Annotated in this window: 27 protein-coding genes; 12 read left to right on the top strand and 15 right to left on the bottom strand. The window is 38.7% G+C overall.

The window, feature by feature from the left end; translation table 11 throughout:
• The first annotated feature begins 370 nt into the window (after positions 1-370).
• Both PR799_RS01670 and zntB read left to right on the top strand, forming a co-directional pair.
• On the top strand, positions 371-1,993 hold the full coding sequence (locus PR799_RS01670; RefSeq protein ID WP_154627963.1) for a peptide ABC transporter substrate-binding protein: 1,623 nt from the start codon (positions 371-373) through the stop codon (positions 1,991-1,993).
• A 359-nt stretch (positions 1,994-2,352) separates the two neighbouring features.
• Complete coding sequence (gene zntB, locus PR799_RS01665) at positions 2,353-3,336, top strand: zinc transporter ZntB (RefSeq protein ID WP_272521116.1); 984 nt, start codon at positions 2,353-2,355, stop codon at positions 3,334-3,336.
• A gap of 266 nt (positions 3,337-3,602) precedes the next feature.
• Here the strand turns inward: zntB and ttcA are convergent, their stop codons facing one another.
• Positions 3,603-4,517, bottom strand: coding sequence for a tRNA 2-thiocytidine(32) synthetase TtcA (gene ttcA / locus PR799_RS01660; RefSeq protein ID WP_036953463.1), 915 nt, complete (start codon positions 4,515-4,517; stop codon positions 3,603-3,605).
• A gap of 159 nt (positions 4,518-4,676) precedes the next feature.
• On the opposite strand from ttcA, the gene PR799_RS01655 reads away from it, so the two are divergent.
• Both PR799_RS01655 and PR799_RS01650 read left to right on the top strand, forming a co-directional pair.
• Positions 4,677-5,864 (top strand): tyrosine-type recombinase/integrase, encoded by a 1,188-nt coding sequence (locus PR799_RS01655; RefSeq protein WP_272521115.1) that lies wholly within the window; start codon positions 4,677-4,679, stop codon positions 5,862-5,864.
• Positions 5,865-5,976: 112 nt separating this feature from the next.
• Entirely contained in the window at positions 5,977-6,873 is an 897-nt protein-coding gene (locus PR799_RS01650; RefSeq protein ID WP_272521114.1) for a LysR family transcriptional regulator, read from the top strand.
• Positions 6,874-6,920: 47 nt separating this feature from the next.
• Here the strand turns inward: PR799_RS01650 and PR799_RS01645 are convergent, their stop codons facing one another.
• Positions 6,921-7,508 carry a LysE family translocator gene (locus PR799_RS01645; RefSeq protein ID WP_272521113.1) on the bottom strand — a complete coding sequence of 196 codons (588 nt, stop codon included), beginning with the start codon at positions 7,506-7,508 and terminating at the stop codon, positions 6,921-6,923.
• Between the two features lie 347 nt (positions 7,509-7,855).
• On the opposite strand from PR799_RS01645, the gene PR799_RS01640 reads away from it, so the two are divergent.
• Genes PR799_RS01640 through arsC form a run of 3 tightly spaced genes read left to right on the top strand, consistent with a single transcriptional unit; the run spans position 7,856 to position 9,949 of the window.
• The gene (locus tag PR799_RS01640; protein WP_272521112.1) at positions 7,856-8,176 is read left to right on the top strand and encodes a metalloregulator ArsR/SmtB family transcription factor; all 321 of its coding nucleotides are present in this window, start codon (positions 7,856-7,858) and stop codon (positions 8,174-8,176) included.
• A 45-nt stretch (positions 8,177-8,221) separates the two neighbouring features.
• Entirely contained in the window at positions 8,222-9,511 is a 1,290-nt protein-coding gene (locus tag PR799_RS01635) for an arsenic transporter (RefSeq protein ID WP_272521111.1), read from the top strand.
• Positions 9,512-9,523: 12 nt separating this feature from the next.
• Entirely contained in the window at positions 9,524-9,949 is a 426-nt protein-coding gene (arsC, locus tag PR799_RS01630; protein ID WP_272521110.1) for a glutaredoxin-dependent arsenate reductase, read from the top strand.
• A 126-nt stretch (positions 9,950-10,075) separates the two neighbouring features.
• Here arsC and PR799_RS01625 read toward each other — a convergent pair whose 3' ends face one another.
• From PR799_RS01625 to PR799_RS01595, 7 genes are all read right to left on the bottom strand, one after another.
• Positions 10,076-10,345, bottom strand: coding sequence for a helix-turn-helix transcriptional regulator (locus PR799_RS01625; RefSeq protein WP_272521109.1), 270 nt, complete (start codon positions 10,343-10,345; stop codon positions 10,076-10,078).
• A 1,150-nt stretch (positions 10,346-11,495) separates the two neighbouring features.
• The gene (locus tag PR799_RS01620; RefSeq protein ID WP_272521108.1) at positions 11,496-11,906 is read right to left on the bottom strand and encodes a single-stranded DNA-binding protein; all 411 of its coding nucleotides are present in this window, start codon (positions 11,904-11,906) and stop codon (positions 11,496-11,498) included.
• Positions 11,896-12,702 carry a recombination protein RecT gene (gene recT, locus PR799_RS01615; protein WP_272521107.1) on the bottom strand — a complete coding sequence of 269 codons (807 nt, stop codon included), beginning with the start codon at positions 12,700-12,702 and terminating at the stop codon, positions 11,896-11,898. The genes PR799_RS01620 and recT overlap by 11 nt, the downstream gene beginning before the upstream one ends.
• Positions 12,680-13,513, bottom strand: a complete 834-nt coding sequence (locus tag PR799_RS01610) for a PD-(D/E)XK nuclease-like domain-containing protein (RefSeq protein WP_272521106.1) — start codon at positions 13,511-13,513, stop codon at positions 12,680-12,682. Before PR799_RS01610 ends, recT begins: the two co-directional genes overlap by 23 nt.
• Entirely contained in the window at positions 13,510-13,677 is a 168-nt protein-coding gene (locus PR799_RS01605; protein ID WP_272521105.1) for a hypothetical protein, read from the bottom strand. Before PR799_RS01605 ends, PR799_RS01610 begins: the two co-directional genes overlap by 4 nt.
• A gap of 127 nt (positions 13,678-13,804) precedes the next feature.
• The gene (locus tag PR799_RS01600) at positions 13,805-13,987 is read right to left on the bottom strand and encodes a hypothetical protein (protein ID WP_272521104.1); all 183 of its coding nucleotides are present in this window, start codon (positions 13,985-13,987) and stop codon (positions 13,805-13,807) included.
• Between the two features lie 106 nt (positions 13,988-14,093).
• Complete coding sequence (locus tag PR799_RS01595) at positions 14,094-14,318, bottom strand: hypothetical protein (protein WP_154638893.1); 225 nt, start codon at positions 14,316-14,318, stop codon at positions 14,094-14,096.
• A gap of 139 nt (positions 14,319-14,457) precedes the next feature.
• On the opposite strand from PR799_RS01595, the gene PR799_RS01590 reads away from it, so the two are divergent.
• The gene (locus PR799_RS01590; protein ID WP_036951028.1) at positions 14,458-14,670 is read left to right on the top strand and encodes a YccJ family protein; all 213 of its coding nucleotides are present in this window, start codon (positions 14,458-14,460) and stop codon (positions 14,668-14,670) included.
• Positions 14,671-14,741: 71 nt separating this feature from the next.
• Here PR799_RS01590 and PR799_RS01585 read toward each other — a convergent pair whose 3' ends face one another.
• The 6 genes from PR799_RS01585 to PR799_RS01560 all read right to left on the bottom strand — a co-directional run bounded on the left by PR799_RS01585 (position 14,742) and on the right by PR799_RS01560 (position 18,543).
• Positions 14,742-15,056: a transcriptional antitermination N peptide gene (locus PR799_RS01585; RefSeq protein WP_272521103.1), complete on the bottom strand. Its 315-nt coding sequence runs from the start codon at positions 15,054-15,056 to the stop codon at positions 14,742-14,744.
• A gap of 362 nt (positions 15,057-15,418) precedes the next feature.
• A complete protein-coding gene (locus PR799_RS01580; RefSeq protein WP_272521102.1) occupies positions 15,419-15,652 on the bottom strand; it encodes a putative hemolysin in 234 nt (77 codons plus the stop codon).
• 79 nt (positions 15,653-15,731) lie between these two features.
• On the bottom strand, positions 15,732-16,622 hold the full coding sequence (locus PR799_RS01575) for a hypothetical protein (RefSeq protein WP_272521101.1): 891 nt from the start codon (positions 16,620-16,622) through the stop codon (positions 15,732-15,734).
• The gene (locus PR799_RS01570; protein ID WP_272521100.1) at positions 16,615-17,199 is read right to left on the bottom strand and encodes a DUF6932 family protein; all 585 of its coding nucleotides are present in this window, start codon (positions 17,197-17,199) and stop codon (positions 16,615-16,617) included. Before PR799_RS01570 ends, PR799_RS01575 begins: the two co-directional genes overlap by 8 nt.
• Before the next feature lie 312 nt (positions 17,200-17,511).
• Entirely contained in the window at positions 17,512-17,853 is a 342-nt protein-coding gene (locus PR799_RS01565) for a DUF3024 domain-containing protein (RefSeq protein ID WP_006658129.1), read from the bottom strand.
• A 27-nt stretch (positions 17,854-17,880) separates the two neighbouring features.
• Positions 17,881-18,543, bottom strand: coding sequence for an XRE family transcriptional regulator (locus tag PR799_RS01560; protein WP_132494921.1), 663 nt, complete (start codon positions 18,541-18,543; stop codon positions 17,881-17,883).
• Between the two features lie 98 nt (positions 18,544-18,641).
• On the opposite strand from PR799_RS01560, the gene PR799_RS01555 reads away from it, so the two are divergent.
• The 4 genes from PR799_RS01555 (at position 18,642) to PR799_RS01540 (ending at position 20,915) form a co-directional block, all read left to right on the top strand.
• Positions 18,642-18,848, top strand: coding sequence for a helix-turn-helix domain-containing protein (locus PR799_RS01555; RefSeq protein WP_117162473.1), 207 nt, complete (start codon positions 18,642-18,644; stop codon positions 18,846-18,848).
• 102 nt (positions 18,849-18,950) lie between these two features.
• The gene (locus tag PR799_RS01550) at positions 18,951-19,277 is read left to right on the top strand and encodes a hypothetical protein (RefSeq protein ID WP_006658132.1); all 327 of its coding nucleotides are present in this window, start codon (positions 18,951-18,953) and stop codon (positions 19,275-19,277) included.
• Between the two features lie 67 nt (positions 19,278-19,344).
• Complete coding sequence (locus PR799_RS01545; protein WP_272521099.1) at positions 19,345-20,244, top strand: replication protein; 900 nt, start codon at positions 19,345-19,347, stop codon at positions 20,242-20,244.
• Complete coding sequence (locus PR799_RS01540; protein ID WP_272521098.1) at positions 20,241-20,915, top strand: replication protein P; 675 nt, start codon at positions 20,241-20,243, stop codon at positions 20,913-20,915. The genes PR799_RS01545 and PR799_RS01540 overlap by 4 nt, the downstream gene beginning before the upstream one ends.
• Position 20,916: the final 1 nt, after the last annotated feature.

The raw sequence follows: 20,916 nt of genomic DNA, 5'->3' as shown, positions 1-20,916 counted from the left end.
ACTTTCTGTTTTTAAATCCTATTATTGACCGAATTGCATTGTTGCTTTCTCGGTGTGCTAAGTAAGAAGGTTGCACTGCATTATACAAGTAATAAGCCCTATTAAGAGTTTATGTTTTTTATTATGTATCATCTTAAAATACCATATTCAACGCGATAAAAAGAGCGCTTTGTGCCGTGTTTTACTTGTTATATGATGAAGCGAAAGCTAATTTTAAACTGACAATCAAGTCAATGAGTTATTCGCCTATCACGGCTAATACCTTGGCATGTCAAATATCAATTTAGCAGTTTGTAATGGGTTAATTCATCAAAGCTTAGCGAATAACGCTGAGTAATCCTCTTTTTGATTAATAGATAGAAATAATAATATGCATAAACGTTCATTGACCTCTTTAGCTGTATTCATTTCATCACTTTTCCTTTCTACATCGGTTATCAGTGCTACGGTCCCTGCTGGTACTGTTTTATCCGAAAATCAAGAAGTTGTGCGCCATCTGAAAGATGAGCCAGCATCGTTAGACCCAATTAAATCTGTTGGACTGACTGAAGCTCAAGTGATGCGTGATTTGTTTGAAGGCTTAGTTAATCAAGATAATCATGGGAAGCCGATACCGGGTGTCGCACTAAATTGGCAAACCGATGACAATCGCACTTGGATTTTTCAGTTACGCCCTGAAGCGTCATGGTCGAATGGCGAGCCAGTTACCGCTGATGATTTCGTTTACAGCTGGCGTCGTTTAGTCACGCCAACCAATACATCGCCATTTGCTTGGTTTGCAGCATTAGCAGGAATTAATAATGCGCAGGATATTATTGATGGTAAGTTGCCGCCAGAACAGTTAGGGGTGGAAGCTGTCGATAAACACACATTGAAAATTGTGTTAAATAAGCCAGTTCCTTATTTCCCGTCATTAACCGCAAATTTTAGCTTATTTCCGGTTCATCGCGGAACTATTGAACAATATGGAGCAGATTGGATTAAAGTCGGTAATTTGGTTGGAAACGGGGCGTTTGAGCTGAATGACCGCGTTGTTAACGAGAAAATCGTATTAACACCAAATCCGCACTATTGGGATCATAAAAATACAGTGATCACTAAAGTGACTTTTGTTCCCATCAACCAAGAATCTCATGCGACTAACCGCTATTTGGCGGGGGATTTAGATATCACGGAATCCTTTCCAAAGCAGCGCTATCAAAAATTATTACAAGATATTCCTAACGAAGTTTTTACTCCGGATCAACTAGGTACATATTACTACGCATTTAATACCCAGCGCGAGCCGACCAATGATGTCAGGGTTCGTCAGGCATTATCAATGGCAATTGACCGCCAATTGATTGCTAGCAAAGTCTTAGGGACAGGGGAAAAACCCGCTAATTATTTTACACCCGATGTGACAGCAGGTTTTAAGCCACAAAAAGGGCTATATCAGACACATAAACAAAAAGAGTTAGATCAACAAGCCAAAGCGTTATTGAAACAGGCAGGGTACAGTGAAACGCATCCTTTGGAATTGACGTTGCTGTATAACAGCTCGGAAAACCATCAAAAAATTGCCATTGCGATTGCTTCTATGTGGAAGAAAAAACTCGGGGTACAAGTTAAATTAGTTAACCAAGAGTGGAAAACCTATATTGATAGCCGTAACACCGGAAATTTTGATGTGATCCGTGCTTCTTGGATTGGTGATTTTAATGAGCCATCGACATTCTTATCACTGCTAACTTCTCAACATAGTGGCAATATTCCTAAGTTTAGTAATCCGCAATATGACGCATTAATGACTTCAGCCAGTATTGAAACGAATGATGCGCAGCGTAATATGTATTACAACCAAGCAGAAGCCATTATTGCAAAAGAAGCGCCAATTGCGCCAATCTATCAATATACGAATGCGCGCTTGATTAAACCGTGGTTAAAAGGTTATCCGATTGAAAATCCAGAGGATGTGGCATATAGCCATAGCTTCTATATGATTAAGCATTAGAATGATATTTAGCCAGTGCAGATGTGCTGGCTAAATTTTGGGAGACCCAAAATAAAAAAACTCCTTCCACTGGAGAGTCGGAAGGAGGACCAAAAAGGAATAAACACTACAGGGCTAATAATAGGAAAAAACTTTGCGGTTTTATTGCTAATTTGTGTCAATCAAATGGGATCTCTCTAGCAAAAATTGAGAAATTTCATTGGGCTATAAATTTTGCATAACATCTTATTTTACTGTTTTTATTTTCCTTTGCTTAACACCTACTTAAACTTTGTATTTTGATTTTGTTATTGAAATCATTGCAATATTCCCTTTAATCAACTAAAAATACCTTACTTTTCAATTTAAGGAGATATTGCATGGTATCGACCTATGGATCGCAATTTCAACACTCTAGCCCCGTTCATGCCTTTCAGTTAGATGGAGACGGTGGTGTTCTTCCAATCGATTTAAATGCCACTGCAACACAGCAATCTCCATTTTGGCTGCATTACGATTATAAAAATAAAGAGACGTCTAGCTGGATCCAACAGACTGATTTGTTTAATGACCAAGTGAAATCGTCACTGACGGGTAAAATGAATCGTATGCGGATGGTGCGTATTGGTGATGGCGTTCTGCTGACATTACAAACTCTGAATAACACGGCAGGGCAGCGACCTGAACAATTGGTGGCCTTTCGTATCTTTATGAATAGCCGTTTGATTGTTTCATGTCGTCACCGACGTGTTCACTCATTGGATTCTGTTATTGATGATCTTAAAGAAGGCGTCGGTGCTCAGAGCACCGGTGAATGGCTTGCCGATGTCACAGATGCAATGACCGATGAAATTAGTGATTTCACCGATTCTCTTCATGAACGTCTCATTGAAATGGAAGATGTGATATTACATGGCGAAATTCCTGAACGCGGGGAATTAGCGTTACTGCGTAAACAGATTATTGTCGTGCGCCGTTATATGGCGCCGCAGCGGGATATGTTCTCTCGATTAACTGCTGAAAAATTATTATGGTTAGATGATAACGACAGACGTCGTTTACAAGAAATTTCAGACCGATTAGGGCGCTGTATTGAAGATTTAGATGGTTTTATTGCACGTACCGCCATTATGTCTGATGAAATTACGAATATGATGACAGAAATGATGAATCGCCGAATCTATACCATGTCATTAATGGCGATGATATTTTTACCAACCACATTTTTAACTGGTTTATTTGGTGTGAACTTAGGGGGGATCCCCGGTAATGAATTTAAGTTTGCCTTTAGTGCTTTTTGTTTATTACTCGCCTGCTTAATCGCTACGGTATTTTGGTGGTTAAAAAGAAGTCGATGGCTATAAGAAAGGTGAATTGTTCTGGATAATGGGCGCTAGTTTGAGATAAATCAATAAAGGGTATAGGGTTTTAAGGCAATATTACTCCCGCAGGTGAATGCAACGTTGAGCGATGAACGTTGTGCTCCATAATTGTAGTTTTTCTCATATTGAGTTCTTATACAGAATAATTGACCACTGTAATGCCGATGTATTTTACATCGGCTTTTTTTTGCATAAAATCTGACGCCACCCTGAATTTCTCCAGAGGTAGCGGATCAATTTTTATTATCTTACTTAACTTCAATCACATCTAAGCGGTCAGCACTGTAGTCTGGCTGATCATCTTCATCAATCATTGGCTGAGCAGGCAATTCTTCGCGGTCAAAAGCCATATCACCACCATTGATCACTGCATCACCATGTGAAATGTTTTTAAAATCAAATAGTTCAGTATCACATAAGTGAGATGATACAACGTTTTGAGTTGCTCTAAACATGGTTTCAATACGTCCAGGGTAACGTTTATCCCAATCGCGCAGCATCTCTTTAATAACTTGGCGCTGTAAATTAGGCTGGGATCCACACAAGTTACAAGGAATGATAGGGAATCCTTTAGCTTCAGCAAAACGCTCAATATCTTTTTCGCGGCAATAGGCCAGAGGGCGAATAACAATGTGCTTGCCATCGTCGCTCATCAATTTTGGTGGCATGCCTTTTAATTTACCGCCGTAAAACATGTTTAAAAATAGGGTCTGTAAAATATCATCGCGGTGATGGCCGAGTGCAATTTTGGTCGCGCCTAACTCTGTCGCGGTGCGATATAAGATACCGCGACGTAAGCGAGAGCACAGGGAACAAGTGGTTTTCCCTTCAGGAATTTTTTCTTTTACGATGCCATAGGTATTTTCTTCAACAATTTTATACTCAACACCGAGTTCGTCTAAGTAAGCTGGCAAAATGTGTTCAGGAAAGCCCGGTTGTTTTTGGTCTAAGTTAACAGCGACCAAAGAGAATGAAATTGGGGCACTTTTTTGCAGGCTTTGTAAAATAGACAGCAAGGTGTAGCTATCTTTTCCCCCAGATAGGCAGACCATGATACGGTCGCCTTCTTCGATCATATTAAAATCGGCGATGGCTTGCCCAACATCACGACGAATTCTTTTTTGGAGTTTGTTTAAGTTGTATTGTTCTTTATTAGTTGTCATTCTCAGTTGTTCTTTCTTGTTTCTGATTGCTATTTAAATTTTTGAAATATATATATTTTTTGGTTTTTTGTCGTTCTCGTTGTTTCTGAATTAACCCAGTCTTATACTGACTCGTGTATAAGACTTTGTATAAGATTCTAGACATTGGATAAGACTGATATGTCAGAAATTAATAAACTCACAGACAAAAAGCTAAAAAACATTCATGGTAAAGAAATCTCTAAGCCGGTAATGATAGCAGATGGTAGGGGGCTTTCGATACTAGTAAGCAAAAAAGGTTCTATCTCATGGTCATACTCTTACCGATTTGAAGGTAAGTTAAGTAGGATGATAATAGGGCAATATCCTGATTTGTCACTGAAACAGGCTCGAGATAAGCGGGATCAGCTTAGAGCTATTTTGGCTTCTGGGCATGACCCAAAGCACGCAAAATTAGGTGAAGAAAACGCGGATGTCAAAATAACAATTAAGGATGCTATAGAGTACTGGCTCACTGAATATGCAGCATATAACAGAAAAGATTTTGAAATGCTGCGTAAGAAGTATAAGAAAAATATTTATCCTTATATTGGTGACCTCCCTGTCGAAGAGGCAACAACAAAAGATTGGATTGCATGTTTTGATAGAATGAAAGATACAGGTCCCGTTGCAGCCGGTAACTTACTTTTAGACTCGAAGCAGGCTTTAAAATATTGTTCGGTTCGAGAGTATGCCAAAAGTGATGTTTTATCATTACTGAGCGTTTCTGATGTAGGTAAGAAAAAGCAGAAGCGAGAGCGTGTTTTAACGAATAATGAATTAAGAATCTTATTTGAGGCGCTTAATAATCATCGACGCATTTCTCAATATTATAAAAAATTACTTATTTTATTATTAATTTTTGGCTCAAGAACCCAAGAAGTTAGGCTTAGCACATGGAGCGAATGGGATCTGGATGATAAGGTCTGGATAGTGCCGGCTAAAAATAGCAAGGAAGGAAATAAAATCTATAGACCTATCCCGGATAGGGTGGTGGCATGGCTTAAATCTTTCAAAGGATCTAAAGATAGTTACGTGTTAGGCGAACTAAAAGAAGCATCTAATGTGAGCACGTTTTGTCGGATATTATGGCGTAGAATTGGTCACTCTGAACATTGGACAGCTCATGACTTGCGAAGAACATTTTCAACATATCTAAATGATTTAGGGCAACCACCTCATGTTGTTGAACAGTTGGTTGGGCATATCATGACGGGAGTGATGGCAGTTTATAACAAAAGCCAGTATATGAACGAAAAGACGGTTACATTGAATATTTGGCTGGATGAGTTGGAAAAGTTTGGGCTGAAATTAGATGTTATAAACTGATTTAGCGATAACTTATTACCAATGGCAGCCCTGAGTTAATGGCTGCCTTGTGCCAAAAGCGGATGTTGATGAATGTCAACGTGAGCGTTTATTAATGTCGATAGGTATATAAATGATTGATGATATCCGTTACCTGATTGTTTTTGCAAAAATTGTGGAGTTCGGTTCAATTTCAGGAGGAGCAGAAGCTTTAGGGCTCACTACTGCAACGGCAAGCACTCATTTATCTAAACTTGAGAAAAACCTTGGAAGTGCATTGTTATATCGAAATACCCGAAAACTCTCTCTAACCCATGATGGCGCAAAGTTACTTGAAACAGCAAATTCCATGCTTGAGTTATATGAAAAGGGATTTATTGAGTTTAAGCAGCGTGCCATTTCAACAACAAATAAGTTGAATATTTCTATTCCAGCTATTTTTCTAAATAGTGATTTCACTCATCATCTTGCTGATTTTATAAAAGAATACTCAGATGTTTGCCTGAATATTTCTTATAGTGATACACGCAAAGACATCATTGCGGATAGTATTGATGTTGCATTTCGAATTGGGGAACTTCCGGACAGCTCACTCAAAGCTCGACATCTTTTTGTATTGCCCAGACAAGTTGTAGCATCTAAGGAATTTCTCAGCAATTACAAGCCAATAAACCACCCTAATGACTTAGAAAAAATGCCTTGGATTGGTTTAACCATGCGGCAGAATATTCGAGAATTTAAGCACAAAAATGGGGAGGTAGCTTTAATTAAGTACACACCAACTGTTAATGTCGATAATGTTGAGGCTGCCTACGCCCTTGCAAAACAGCAAGTGGGTCTAACCGCACCTCCCCTCTATCTCTGCCGAGGAGATATTAAACGTGAAGAGATGCAAGAGGTACTCGCTGAGTGGTCATTAGAGCCGCTTAAAGTTTATGCAATTTGGCCTCCTAATATATCGACTAGCAGTATTGCTTATACATTGATTAATAAGCTTTATAATGCGTTTGAGTCTCATCAATTGGATTGATTGAATTGTTGAGTGATTAGGGTATTAATGGCAACTGACAATTTGAGTTATTGGGAATAAAGCAGATAGCATGCTGTAATAATTAATGTTCCCCCCATCAAAAAATTAAAAATGCGAATTCTCTGGGTGCTATTCAGTAATATTGAAACTTTGTCCCCAAGAATAGCCCATGCAGTCAACGAGAAATAACACACGAGAAAGTAGATCATGATAAAGGTTATTAGTGTAGTTTGCGTTGATGGTTCAGAGAACAAGGCAATCCCTGAAGCGCAAGCTATCCAAGCTTTTGGATTGAGCCATTGAAGCAAACAACCGTGGGTAAAACTTGGGATATCAACTTTATTCAAAGTTAACTCAGGCTGAGATGAGGCAATTTTATAACCGATATATATTATAAACGCTGATCCAGTAATATTGAGGTATTTGAGGAACAGTGGATGCTTATCGATGACTGTGTAGAAACCAAATCCGATAAATATAAGTAATAACGTAAATCCGATTGTGGCGCCTGAAACAAATGGGAGAGTTCTTCTAACGCCATGGCTTGCCGCTGAAGAGACAATGACCATATTGACAGGACCTGGTGAAATTGACATCGTTAAGGAAAACATAAACATAGTAAAGATTAGAATCATTTTCTCTCCGCGTTCTTATTAACGCACAATAAAAAATATACCGAATTTTTATTACCCGGTTGAGTTTCTGTGGTCTTTATAGGTTATAGAAATAAAAACGCTAGATTAAGTCGGTTTTCTTTAAAGGTGTATTTGATTTTTCCACATTATCGTTTCATGTATCGATCAGACAATACCATCGTATTTTTAGGGGTTTGAAAAGCAAGGTCTTGTCATTCGCTTTATGTGCTCACTTTATGCGCAGAACCAAGCCATAATTACGTTTTCTCCTACGAGATATTTTGATGATTTAAAAATAAACACATATGATATACCATATGTGATTGGTGTGCTAAACGGAGTAAACAATGCTACAACCTGTTCAGCTTTTTAAAATCTTATCGGATGAAACTCGTCTCACCATTGTTATGCTTCTCCGGGAATCGGGTGAACTGTGCGTATGCGATATATGTGCGGTTACTACTGAATCACAGCCTAAAATTTCTCGCCATATGGCTATCCTGCGTGAGGCTGGGCTGGTGCTAGATCGTCGAGAAGGTAAATGGATTCACTATCGTCTCTCACCCCACATTCCCGCATGGGCGAGTGAAACAATAACGACGGCATGGCACTGCTTGCGCGATGATATAGGTGAACGTTTGAAAAAATCCGTATGTACGTCTTGCTGATAAGTTTAATCATATGCGTGTAAACATATATAAAGGAGTCTGGAAATGTTTCTTGCTGGAAGCATCTTTATACTGACGTTGGTTCTAGTCATCTGGCAACCAAGAGGACTCAGTATTGGCTGGAGTGCAAGCATTGGAGCCGTGCTTGCTCTGGGAACGGGGGTGATCCAATTTGATGATATTCCCGTCGTCTGGCATATCGTCTGGAATGCTACAGCAGCATTCATTGCGATCATCATCATCAGCTTGCTGCTAGATGAATCTGGTTTCTTTGAATGGGCTGCATTGCATGTTTCCCGCTGGGGAAACGGGCGCGGTCGTCTGCTGTTTACCTGGATTGTCCTGCTTGGCGCTGCGGTTGCTGCATTGTTTGCAAACGATGGTGCTGCATTGATATTAACACCGATTGTGATTGCAATGTTACTCGCTCTGGGGTTCAGTCAGGGAACAACACTGGCATTTGTCATGGCGGCAGGATTCATTGCTGATACCGCTAGCTTACCTCTCATTGTCTCTAATCTAGTCAATATTGTTTCAGCAGATTTCTTCGGTCTGGGCTTTACGCAGTACGCTTCCGTGATGGTTCCTGTGAATTTGGCGGCTATTGCTGCCACGCTGGTTATGCTGCATCTCTTCTTTCGTCGTGATATCCCTGCCAGATATGACGCTTCCTTGCTGAGAATTCCTAGTAGTGCGATTAAGGATCCTGCAACGTTTAGGGCTGGCTGGGTTGTTCTGCTGTTCCTGCTAGTTGGTTTTTTTGTTCTGGAGCCGCTGGGGATCACTGTCAGCGCGATAGCAGCTATTGGCGCAGTGGTATTGCTAGTGGTAGCCAAGAGGGGAGATGCCATTAATACTGGGAAAGTGCTTCGCGGTGCGCCTTGGCAGATAGTGATTTTCTCTCTGGGTATGTATTTGGTTGTCTATGGTCTACGTAATGCTGGACTCACTGACTATCTTTCTTCCGTACTCAATATACTGGCGGATAAAGGCATATGGGCTGCGACATTCGGTACTGGCTTCCTGACTGCCTTCTTATCGTCGATGATGAATAATATGCCGACTGTGCTGATTGGAGCGCTGTCGATAGACGGGAGTGCTGCAACTGGTGTCATCAAGGAGGCAATGATTTACGCCAATGTGATTGGTTGCGACTTAGGCCCCAAAATTACCCCGATAGGCAGTCTTGCTACACTGTTATGGCTTCATGTACTGGCTCAGAAAAATATGACAATCACGTGGGGGTATTATTTCCGTACCGGCATTATCATGACCCTACCAGTGTTATTTTTTACTCTGGTCGCGCTAGCGTGGCGGCTATCTATCACTTTATAATGAGATATTGATATGAGCAACATTACTATTTATCACAATCCAGCCTGCGGCACTTCACGTAATACACTAGAGATGATACGTAACAGCGGTAATGAACCAACGATTATTTACTATCTTGATGCGCCGCCAACCCGCGATGAACTTATTAAACTAATTTCAGATATGGGAATTTCTGTGCGTGCATTGCTGCGTAAAAACGTTGAACCTTATGAGAAATTGGGTCTTGATGAAGACAAATTCTCTGATGAGCAGTTGATTGATTTTATGCTTCAGCATCCTATTCTGATTAATCGACCAATTGTAATTACGTCGCTTGGTACACGTCTTTGTCGTCCCTCAGAAGTTGTGCTGGATATTCTACCTGAAGCTCAGAAATGTTCTTTTACTAAAGAGGATGGTGAAAGGGTTATTGATGAAACAGGTAAACGAGTGAAATAACTTTTTGGGCTAATATTATCGGATGTTTGTTTACTTCACATAGGATCCGCTTTTAGCTCAAAACAATTTACCATATAAAGTCTGAGTAGATATAAATTAGAATAGGGCGGGTTATTCCCGCCTCCGCTAATCTTTTTTGGCATAAGGTTGATTTCTTACCCAAAATAGTAATTCTGAAAGTAGCCAAGCACATTTCTTCTCACCAAGCCCCGGTTTTCTTCGAGCTGGGAATTTACCCATTTTTTCGAGTTTAAAAGCCGTACTACGAGCTATACCCGTAATATCTTTTCTCTCGTGCTCATTTACAAGTCGGTCTACTTTGAAGCCATAAAAATTTAGTACAGACTGAGAGTCAGCGGAAGTTACAGTATATTTTGTTTCACATTCATTTTTCATTTCTGTTCTCCTCTTTTTCGTGTCAGATACGCATTTCGTTATGAGATTTAATTACATTTCCAAGGTTTAATGATTTCTGTTTTATTAATTTATTCAAATGATTACTCCTAAACTATGCCAGCACTCCGTGCGATTCTAGCATTCTTGCTGTGTGTATTTTTACTCTGTAGCAGGCACAGCAGAACCCTGTATTATCATGGGTAATACATATCCGATTATTTGCATGAATTGTTACTCTGAATTTTAGGTATAAAAAACCCTGCTAGTGCAGGGTGGATATCATTTTTCTTTTATCTTAGATCTTTACTGAGAATAAAAAGAAGTATGACAGCATACATTGAAAAAATAAGTATCATAATCATAAGTTGACTTACAGATGACAAACTATGACTAGTAAATACATCATGAAAAAGTGATATGGTGCTGAGTATACATAAGAAAAGTGATGCGATTGAAGCAAAATGCTCTACATTGTTATTTCTTTCTTTTGAAGAGAAGAATAGGTATGAACACAAGCTTAATAATAGAACAATGGAATTATAAACAATAGAACTATAACTGGATGAAAGTGTAGGTATTATTGATTGGTTAAATATATCAGAAAATGTTGACAAGGATAGGTATATAGTAAACAAACATAACAATAAAAATATAATAAAATCACGGAACGGGGTAAATATAATAGCAAAGCCATCTTTTTTTTGGTTGTTTTCTATGTTCATATTTTACTCCTTAAGTTGTAAGAACATATATTACTCCATAATATCATTAACTATACTTAATTAGTATTTCCTGTTTGCATCCTTGCATATATTCCATGTAATTAAAGAATTCCTTTGCGATATTCTTTTTCCAAATAAGTTTCTTTCCCGCTAACTTCTATTACTTCCATTAAGTAATTCTCGGTTAGCTTTTCCGATAGAATTGTCTGGCATTATATCTAATCCCTTGAGCGGTCTAGACATAGAGTCATTACGACTGATAATTTCCTACCTTTTCCTATCAACTCGGTCGCATACTTCATCAAAATGCTCTTCGCAGGAATGAAAGCCTCGGTATTCATACTCGTTATAGTCATCAAGCTCTTTTTTGCATAAGCAGCATTTATTTATGGTTATATCTTTTGGTTAAATCACATTTGGAATGGTGACTAGAATGGAATGTCGTCATCCCAATCCATCGGAGGATCATTCTGCGGAGCTTGTTGCTGTAGCAGTTGAGGTTGTCGCGCTGGCTGTTGGCTTCCTGCCTGATTATTGCCAAACTCAATTTTATCAACAATGATTACTGGCGCTGATTTTTTCTCCCCATTTTGGGTAGTCCATTCTTCCATGACGAACTCACCAGTGACCGTAACTTTTGTTCCTTTTGTTAAGTATTGGGGAAGTTTTTCAGCTTTAACTCCAAACATCTTACAGATAACCCATGATGTTTTTTCATGCTCACCGTAGCCCTGCTTTACAGGGAGACTGAATAATGCAATTGCTTTTCTATTTGGAGTCCATCGTTGCTCACAGTCTTTCCCTAAGTGAGCCGTAACGATGAATAGGTTAATTGCCATTGTTTTCTACCTCTTCAAATTCAGCTTCAAAAATTGCAGAGTGCTCTTGTTCGATATTTGCCTCTGCTTTTTCGTCAAGCATGACGGCTTTTTGCATTTCGATGGAAACAGGTAAGTATTTAAAAAGTCGGCGAATGACTGTTTTCTTTGCCATCTCCTCCCAGTGGGTAACCCATGGTCCATTTTTACCCGCTTTACTTGAGTCGCGAACTTTTTCTATTTGGTTATAGGTCATAACCTCGAATTGAACACCTCCATCTTTTAACCTAGCAACAGCATAAACATGGGTAATTGGTGAATCTTCATTTCCTTCGGGTATATGAGTTAGGTTTTCATTTAACCCATATTCAAAATGAAAGTTATCGCCTTGGCGCACTGTTCTGGCTGATATACTGATGATTTGACCTGAACGTCTTGCTAAATCAATCATTCCTCGGTAGCCAATGATGAGTTGAACATTTTGTTGTCCGTTATCTGACTTACCATTACCGAAAGGCAGAAGGTAGGCGTGACCTAATGCATTACCCGGCTCTAATCCTAATTGTGAGCATTGAACTACAGCACCAATAAAACTTTGAATATCACAATTTGCAAGAGAGGGGGTTTTACGAATCTCGGTACTGACAATTCTAATCATGCGGTCAGATGTGATATGTTTAGGTAACGCAGCGGATAATTGGGCTTTCATTCTGGGCTGATTAATAAACGCTACAAGTTTTTGCTCATTAGTTTTTATTTTTACTTCTGTTCCTTGGGTTTTCTGTAAATCAGCTTTAGCTAGCGGTGGTGTGCTCATGTTTTAATTCCTTAGCCCAGCTAGGCAGAGATAGCGTGCGAATGCCTGCCCATTCGTCAGTTTTAAGGCATTCTGCATATGTGATTAAGTTTTGTTTATAAGTGATGCGACCAACGGATTTGGCTTGTTCATCTAATACGAACACTCTGACTGGATAACGTCCGCAATTAATGGTTGTGCTTACGGCAAGAAAAACAAAAACAGGCATTTCACCCGTTAGTGACTTATATCCATCCGAATAGAAAGAGTCCTGCACGTGATATCGGTACTCATACATAGAGCGTTCAAACTTCTGTATGTCGGCAGTGCTTTTTACATCAACTAGCCAATGATGCTCTTCGATTAACTTGTCTGGTCTACAACGACAAAGAATGTCCGTATCCTTGTCTTTCCAATAGATGCTGCTTTCAGCGAATCCTTTCGCCTCCAAGCACCATCGAGCTATTGGGTGAGCCATCGCGCTATCTTTCATGAGTGATAACTTCCTGCTATCTTCATTGGTAATTGGTGTGATATTTTCCTTTTCACACATTTCAAGAAATTCCTTTTCTTGTTTTTTCCCTGCATTGGTTCTACGATTTACTTCTGGTGCAATCCTAAATCTTTTTTGAAATTTATCAGGCTCTAGCAATAAGCAATGCAAAGCCGTGCCAAAATCTAGAGCTTTTGTTTTTTCGTTATCTACTGGCGCATTCCTATGCCATATAAAATCAGCCGGAGATTCATCTATCAGGTCAAGTTGTGACTTACTAATACCTAATCCATGGTGATAGTCTTCATTTGAAATGTCGTAATAAATACCTTCGTTCATTGAATAAGCCTCTCTTCCAATACATCCTGTATTTTCTTTAGAATCCTATCCTTGGTTGATTCCGATAGTTGCCGAAGTTCCTCTCCGTCAATCTCGTTATAAATATCAATAACCATTTCTCCAATATCAAACTTAGGGTCAGGGCTATATATTTGAATTCTCATATCTCATCCTTACGTGAATGCGTATGACCCACGAGAATTAACTTGTCGTAGGATTCGATTTGTCTTTTCGCATTGCTGCTTAAATTTCCAATCAGCAACTAATTCGTCTATTTGTTTGTCAGTCATTTCAGACTCTCGCAGTAGGGCGAATATTTGCTGTTTTATGTATTTCTGTTTTGCATTCATGCTTGACTCCATATGCTGTCTTTAATGTTTCATTTGCTTCGCTCCATCCATTCTCATCCTTGAGATAGCGTGCAATTCCAGCTTGTGATTGAGCTAAACAAAGTTTGTATTTATCTATATTCATGCTTATCTCCGGATGTGCGAAATCCTCACTTATCTTGCGATAGCGATAGAAAGTCCCTTGGTGTTGGTAATATTTATTCGGTTAAATATGAAAGAGGTAAGTCTTTTTAATGGATAATGTCTCTGACTAATGTTTTTAATGCGGCTTTTTTGAGAGCTGTTTTCACCGCTTCGTTCCCGATTAGATTTTTCACAAACTCATCCAATAGCATTTGAATATTTGGCTCATTTTCAGGTACAGATATTTCAGCCATACCTTTTACTTTTGGTTGCATTTCATCAGACAGAATGAGTTTCAAGTTAATATCTACTGATGCTTTTGCGTGTGGCATTTTGCCTCCTTATTAATCTTTTAGTGGGGTATTGTTGAGTGAGAGCTTTCGTAATTGCAATGCAAGTTAAGCTGCTTTTTTAAATTTCTGTATTCATGCTATTATTTCCCTTAGTACCAACTACTAAGGGATATAAAGCATGAAAGATCATCACATATCTGAGTGGGCGAAAGTCCGTGAAACTTCAATTGAGATTGCTCAAGCTATATTTGAGCTAGCTAAAAATGATGAAGTTTTAGCTGAGAAAATTTGGGAAGAAGGTTCTGATGAAGTGCTCCCTCTAGCTTTTTCTAAAACAACAGACGATAAGTTGTTTTGGGGTGAGCAGACAATCGAACGTAAAAACGTTTAGTCATTCAAAGCCCTTAATAGGGCTTTATCATATTTCTAATTCTTATCTATCACCCGCTCACCTAATGAGCTTTAAGCTCTCGCTGTCACTTCGCCTGATTCTAATAATGTTCCTGACGCCCTATATTTAGTTGAGTAAATACTAGTATTGGGTAAGCAGGTATTATCTACTGAGTCAGAAACTTTAGTACTGCGAATTGATATTGCTTTTTCAACTCGGTTAATTGGTTTGCGCGTTAATGATAAGGTCGGGGGCTTTTTTTGTTCTTCTGATTTGCCATGTATTGCGGTTTTTAAGCTTTCGGTTAGTTCGTATGATTCTAGCAATGCCTTTCTGCGTTGCATTCTGCGTGATCTTGCATTGTTGTAGCCGTGAAAGTTACACATAGTTTCTCCTTGCAGTTTGCTTTGGTGATTGGTTATTGATGGCATGTGATAACTGCTAACGCATCAGCCTGCTTATTAACCAATCCCAAAATCTACTACAGTTGGTTTGCGCTTTTTCAGCGCGAGTTGTTAAAGAGCTAACATTCTATTTATCTAAGGCTCCTTGCCTTTGGTGTAAATAATAATATGTATTTTACGCAAATGCGTCAAGCGCATATTTTAGTTTGATATCTACATTTATGTGATTCATACGCATCTTTATGATTTTTTTACTAAATTAATTTTATTTATTTTCTAGGTGAGAAATGAAAATCACACAGGTAGGGAATTATGGGCAAAAAAGCCCATTAGGGCTTTTATGTTTATTTGTGATCTCTTCTGTACAAAGACCACTCTTCAATTTTTTCACCAGAGGGGAGGGTGCAATATCCGACTTGCCCATCATTGGTGTTAACTATGTCTAGTTTCCCGCCTACTTTCGCACAATAAACAGAAGCAGGGTTAGCCATTCCTACTTGTGTTGGCAGATTTTCATTTTTTCCTGAAGAGCAGGCAGTTAACGAAATTAAAGCTGATAAAATCATGATTTTTTTCATGTGATTATCCGTTTGGGTGGCGGTGGCTTCTACATATAAAAAGCCCTCGCGGGGAGGGCTGATGTAGTTACATGTTAAATTAAGGCAAATCTCGAAGGGAGTATTTTGTTTTACCGTTACCTACAGTGGTGCATAAAAATTTAGCCTGGACTATTTTTCCAATTAGAGTGTTGATAATCTCTGGTGACTTTATGTGAGGGCTTATTGTTGCTACCTCCACGTCGGCCTCATCGCTAATTAATTTAAATTCACACCTTCTCTTATTTGGTAATACGCCGGTAAATGTAACGTCCAGAGTTTTAATTTCTTCTTTTATGTTGTCTACGCTCAGCTTATAGCTGATAGTTTCTAGTTGCTGAGGATTTCTAACAACTAAAGAAAAGTCGCTGTTTTTTATAGTAAAAATTGTTTTTTCTTTTACTAGAATATCAATGAATTCTCTTATTTTTTTTATTGAATTTTCATCAATGGCTTCTAGCTCATTAGCTAATAACTCATCATCACCGCTTATTGCTGAACTTAATATTTTATATGTCTTTTCAAGAGATAAGGATGTTATTGATTTTTCGTCAAAATCCAACACGTCGCCACGCGCAGGCTCTTCTAAAACAAAGCCAAATGAACCTTTGGCGATGCCAGTAATAATCATTGGTTCAATTCTATGAGTGCCAGTGACAGATGTTAGCGATGTTGATACTTGTGCTATTGCGGAGTTGAATGCTTTTAATATCTTTGCACCAAATGTAGACGAAATACCAACCGTACCTAAAACAGGGTCGCCTTTAAATGTAATTACTGCCTTTGCAGGGGAGTGAATATTAAGGTTTGCATTTTCTATTTCTTCATCAAGCTGGGATAATCTATATTCTAGACTCATTCTGCTTATTACATCACCCTCATCCATTGACTCAAGCATGGATAATAATTGGCTGCGTTCGCTAAGAACATAGATGTATTCATCTTTATTCATTGAAGCCCCCTAATATCCGTTGCTGTAACAATTCGTTAGCTTGAAGGTCGTCATCTTTAGAAAGTGGCACCTGTAAAAATCCTTTCCAAGACATATCTCTTTTGTGAGACCACATACTGTACCAATATACAGTTCTTTCTACCAGAGAAATAGGGTCAACATCTAAACACTGAAAGTATGCATCAACCAAAAAATTTGTTTTCCTCCAATCACCTTTTGCTGGATGAAACAAATCTATTTCTCTGCTAATTATTGATCGTTGCGTCTCTCCTAGTGGGACTTTAAAGAAGGTAACTATATCAATATCATTCGGTTTTCTTGACTCTGTTAACTCTATATTTTCAGTAAAGCTTCCATCAACCCACTGAAATCCATTTATTATTCCCGTTTTATATAATCTATCTCTAAAAACTAAGAAACCATTTAGAATAGATGCTCTTTTATTATTAAAAGCATAACAATCAACAAGCTCTATCGTGTTTGTTTTATATGGGGAACGTCCAACCCCTAAAGGATCAAGTTCATTTACCGGAGGTAATATCCCTATAGAGTTCCAAGAAGGAATGTTATTGTTCATTATAGTCCTTTTAAAATCAACTACACCCTAAAACGTGTCGTCATGCATCAGAAAACCATCGACCATATTTGCCAAAACGCGTCATCATCAAAGTCAATTAAGAAAGCAATAATAACCATAGCAATAAAATACAGTATTGCTAATTTATGGTCCTCTATGTTTTTCCGCAGTTTTTTCATCTATGCATATTATTAGCTATCAAATGTAACCAGTAGCATTTAAATAAAAGTTAATGCCACAAAAAATAGTCATAATATCATTGAGTTATAATTCGGCGTTGACTATGGATGTATCTTCATATTGAAATCACTATTAGCCAAAAAAGTAACCTTGCAAATCATCTTCTACAAGCTTAATAGCATCTGAAAAACTACCTAACATTTTCTCATCGTAATGATGCCAGTTACTGTCTTTATCCATCCATAGTAGTGACCAAGAGCCTGTGATTTTGTTATGTATTATTTTTGCTACAGGTTCTTCTACTCTTGAGTCACTCCATGTTAGCTGTCTAACCTCGAATATAACGACCGAGTCATCTTCAATACGATACTGTAAATCGAGCTCATCTCTGAGATGTTCTGCTGGGCGGCGTTTTTCTAAGAAAAATTCCATGCACTTTTCAATATTTGCTAGTTCAATATCATTGAATGCCATGCTTTCTCCTCAAAAGGTCACCTAATTTTATACTATTCGATGTAGTGGATTAATATTGTCACACTTATCAATGTATTTAGTTGGTTTCACTATAGCTGCAACATAATGGATAGTATCTACTTGATTTGGCATTAACGTAATAGGTTTGTGTGCGTTATTGACACTAGTAAATTGATAGTCCCCATCTCTGGTTTTATTGAATATCTTGATCATATTGTGACCTTCGATAGTTCTAACGAATACTTCATCACCAGCTCTAATACTTGTATTGGGTTCAACAACTACATACTCGCCAGATTGAATTCTTGGCCACATACTGTCGCCTTTGACCTTTAATCCGTAAGCATCTTTGTCATCACTATAAATCTTTAACCAGCCGTTATGCTCTTCCATCATATCAACAGCGCCATCTACACCAAGAACTGCTTCTCCTCGAACCGGCACTAGCCCGGATGGTAATTCACCAATGTATTCAATTTCGTCGAGTCGTACAGGGTTTTCAGTAAATAAATCTGCAACAGTGACGCCTAGTGCTGATGCTATTTTTACTAGTGTATTTTCTGAATAGCCTTGTTTATTAGTTTCTAGGCGAGAGATATTACCCACATCGCTACCAATAGCAGTGGCTAATTCAAGGATTGTCATCCCTTTACTTTTTCGTATTTCGCGAATTCTAGTTCCTATTTTCATACCTTAATTCAACTTTATTTATGCGTACTACACAAGGCGTATTGCGCATATTTATTTGTGTGGTAGTATGCGTAATACGCATTTAAAAGGAGTGAAATATGCAAACACCGTTAAGGAAAATTCGCCTAGAAAAGAAACTAACAATTTCAGAAGTTGCCAACGCTATCAATTGCGATGTTGGCAATTTGAGCAGATTAGAGCGGGGAACTCAGGCTGCTTCACTAGAGTTAGCTGAGAGATTAGCTAGATTCTACGGCGATAAAATTACAGAAATGCAAATTTTGTATCCACAAAGATATATGTAATCAAAATAGCTCTTTAACATGTCTGCGCTGAAAAAGCGCACTTTTAGATACACCCATAGGATCGTGGGTAACGGATTAACTGTATATGAAGGAATATAAATTATGGAAAACGCAAATTCACGCAAATCGTTTAACCGATTTGTATCCAATCACTTGGTGGCAACCGCTTATCAAGTTATCAGAACAACATCTCAAACAGTCATAGCTAAATCATTAGGCGTTCATGATTCAACTATCACTCGTAGAACCGAAAAGATACCTGAGCTATGCGAAACATTAGCAGCGGCAGGGGTAATTGATTTTGTTTTGCCGGGTGAAAAGAAAATTAGTGAAGAGGAATACAGATTTTTGTGGAAGCAAATTGGCGAGCTTTCACGCTTGCTTACTCGAGAAAACGCCCCAGTTGTTGGAGCAACTGAGGCGCATTAATTATTTAATTTCACATGGTAATTATAAATGAAAATGAATTACATCACAAATCGATATGGAGGTCGCCATGAATACAGCGGAGGTATTTAAATTTCCCGTTAAGCCGGAGAAACCAAGAATGGCAGAGTTGGATAGTGGCTATACAAAGCTTGCCAACGAGTTACTTGAATCGCTGATGTGCTGCGACCTAACCGCAAGGCAATTTAGAGTCATGCTTGCGTTAATTCGTAAAACTTATGGTTTTGGAAAGAAATGCGATCGAATATCTGACTCTCAATTAGCCGAGAAGACCAAACTATCAAGGCAGAACGTTAATAAGGCAAAGAATGAATTACTTTCAATGAATTATATCATTCTTGATGGTAACAAAATTGGTGTCAACAAAGAGGTTTCAGCATGGAAAAATCAATCTAGAGACAGTGTCTCTAACTTGAAGACAAAAAACGTCTCTAACTTAGAGACAAATGGTGTCTCTAATCTGGAGACACACAAAAGAAATACTTTAAAGAAAAAAGAAATAAATAATATATCGTCAGAGAATTCTATCGAATCCCCTGACCAACCACCCGAAAAAATTTCAGTGGTTGATCCCGATGCTGTTGTTTGTTCCCCCAAAGGTAACAAGTGGGGAAATGCGGATGACCTCAAGGCAGCTCAATGGATTTACTCGCAAGTGTTGATAATCAGTCCTACATCCAAAGAGCCAAACTGGTCATCATGGGCTAATGATATTCGCTTGATGAGGCAATTAGACGGGTATTCACACAAAGATATTTGCCGATTATTCCAATGGGCTAACCGCGATTCGTTCTGGTGTAGCGTCGTGTTATCTCCTGCAAAACTTCGCAAAAAATGGGCGACTTTAGTCATTCAAAGTCAGCAACCAAACCGAAACAAACGAGCTGTAGAGCAAGAGCCAACACAAAGCTGGAATACTCGTGAAGCATGGGAGAATGAATTTATATGAAATCTCATTTGGCAACTGCAATTGCTAATCGTGATGCAGGCGCACTGGCTAAAATTGCTCAAGACAGTACGCCGCAAAAAGTAGTAAACCCACAAGCTGAGCAACTCGTTGATGTGCTATTCCGAAACCTGAAACAAATCTTTCCTGCGGCAGTAAATACCATATTCAAAAATGAAAGCGACGAACTCGCAGCTAAACGCCAGTGGATTGCCGCTTTTGCTGAGAATGGAATTACTACCCGCGAGCAACTTCAAAACGGAATGAGATACGCGAGGGCTAGTGATTCGCCTTTTTTCCCCGCTGTCGGTCAATTCATTAAGTGGTGTAAACAGGAAGACTTCACTCAGCTTGGATTGCCCACTGAAACTGAACTATATGAAATATTCAAAAAGTATTGCTCGGAACGAGGCTGGCGTAGATTTAATTGGCCATCAAATGCCTGTTACTGGATTGTCACTAAAGTTTACTCAGAAATGCGAAGCCGCAACCTATCGGATTCAGAGGTTATAAAACTTTGTGCGTCCGAGTTAAAAGTCATGGCCAACAAAATCAAATCAGGCGAGAAGATACCTGACCCGATATTGCAGCTAGAAAGTGCAGTGATACCCACTAAACGTGATAAAGCGTTATCAATCATTGCTGAGTGGAAAAGCAAATATGGATTCAAGTAAC

Origin of the sequence: Providencia sp. PROV202, from assembly GCF_028479565.1 — a bacterium.
GTDB classification, from domain to species: Bacteria; Pseudomonadota; Gammaproteobacteria; order Enterobacterales; family Enterobacteriaceae; genus Providencia; species Providencia zhijiangensis.
The sequence above is the reverse complement of the archived record's forward strand: the minus strand, read 5'-3'. Positions and strand labels throughout refer to the sequence as shown.

Bases quoted from the DNA above. Each gene is read 5' to 3' on its own strand.
- PR799_RS01670 (WP_154627963.1), top strand. From the start codon at position 371: ATGCATAAACGTTCATTGACCTCTTTAGCTGTATTCATTTCATCACTT.
- zntB (WP_272521116.1), top strand. From the start codon at position 2,353: ATGGTATCGACCTATGGATCGCAATTTCAACACTCTAGCCCCGTTCAT.
- ttcA (WP_036953463.1), bottom strand. From the start codon at position 4,517: ATGACAACTAATAAAGAACAATACAACTTAAACAAACTCCAAAAAAGA.
- PR799_RS01655 (WP_272521115.1), top strand. From the start codon at position 4,677: ATGTCAGAAATTAATAAACTCACAGACAAAAAGCTAAAAAACATTCAT.
- PR799_RS01650 (WP_272521114.1), top strand. From the start codon at position 5,977: ATGATTGATGATATCCGTTACCTGATTGTTTTTGCAAAAATTGTGGAG.
- PR799_RS01645 (WP_272521113.1), bottom strand. From the start codon at position 7,508: ATGATTCTAATCTTTACTATGTTTATGTTTTCCTTAACGATGTCAATT.
- PR799_RS01640 (WP_272521112.1), top strand. From the start codon at position 7,856: ATGCTACAACCTGTTCAGCTTTTTAAAATCTTATCGGATGAAACTCGT.
- PR799_RS01635 (WP_272521111.1), top strand. From the start codon at position 8,222: ATGTTTCTTGCTGGAAGCATCTTTATACTGACGTTGGTTCTAGTCATC.
- arsC (WP_272521110.1), top strand. From the start codon at position 9,524: ATGAGCAACATTACTATTTATCACAATCCAGCCTGCGGCACTTCACGT.
- PR799_RS01625 (WP_272521109.1), bottom strand. From the start codon at position 10,345: ATGAAAAATGAATGTGAAACAAAATATACTGTAACTTCCGCTGACTCT.
- PR799_RS01620 (WP_272521108.1), bottom strand. From the start codon at position 11,906: ATGGCAATTAACCTATTCATCGTTACGGCTCACTTAGGGAAAGACTGT.
- recT (WP_272521107.1), bottom strand. From the start codon at position 12,702: ATGAGCACACCACCGCTAGCTAAAGCTGATTTACAGAAAACCCAAGGA.
- PR799_RS01610 (WP_272521106.1), bottom strand. From the start codon at position 13,513: ATGAACGAAGGTATTTATTACGACATTTCAAATGAAGACTATCACCAT.
- PR799_RS01605 (WP_272521105.1), bottom strand. From the start codon at position 13,677: ATGAGAATTCAAATATATAGCCCTGACCCTAAGTTTGATATTGGAGAA.
- PR799_RS01600 (WP_272521104.1), bottom strand. From the start codon at position 13,987: ATGAATATAGATAAATACAAACTTTGTTTAGCTCAATCACAAGCTGGA.
- PR799_RS01595 (WP_154638893.1), bottom strand. From the start codon at position 14,318: ATGCCACACGCAAAAGCATCAGTAGATATTAACTTGAAACTCATTCTG.
- PR799_RS01590 (WP_036951028.1), top strand. From the start codon at position 14,458: ATGAAAGATCATCACATATCTGAGTGGGCGAAAGTCCGTGAAACTTCA.
- PR799_RS01585 (WP_272521103.1), bottom strand. From the start codon at position 15,056: ATGTGTAACTTTCACGGCTACAACAATGCAAGATCACGCAGAATGCAA.
- PR799_RS01580 (WP_272521102.1), bottom strand. From the start codon at position 15,652: ATGAAAAAAATCATGATTTTATCAGCTTTAATTTCGTTAACTGCCTGC.
- PR799_RS01575 (WP_272521101.1), bottom strand. From the start codon at position 16,622: ATGAATAAAGATGAATACATCTATGTTCTTAGCGAACGCAGCCAATTA.
- PR799_RS01570 (WP_272521100.1), bottom strand. From the start codon at position 17,199: ATGAACAATAACATTCCTTCTTGGAACTCTATAGGGATATTACCTCCG.
- PR799_RS01565 (WP_006658129.1), bottom strand. From the start codon at position 17,853: ATGGCATTCAATGATATTGAACTAGCAAATATTGAAAAGTGCATGGAA.
- PR799_RS01560 (WP_132494921.1), bottom strand. From the start codon at position 18,543: ATGAAAATAGGAACTAGAATTCGCGAAATACGAAAAAGTAAAGGGATG.
- PR799_RS01555 (WP_117162473.1), top strand. From the start codon at position 18,642: ATGCAAACACCGTTAAGGAAAATTCGCCTAGAAAAGAAACTAACAATT.
- PR799_RS01550 (WP_006658132.1), top strand. From the start codon at position 18,951: ATGGAAAACGCAAATTCACGCAAATCGTTTAACCGATTTGTATCCAAT.
- PR799_RS01545 (WP_272521099.1), top strand. From the start codon at position 19,345: ATGAATACAGCGGAGGTATTTAAATTTCCCGTTAAGCCGGAGAAACCA.
- PR799_RS01540 (WP_272521098.1), top strand. From the start codon at position 20,241: ATGAAATCTCATTTGGCAACTGCAATTGCTAATCGTGATGCAGGCGCA.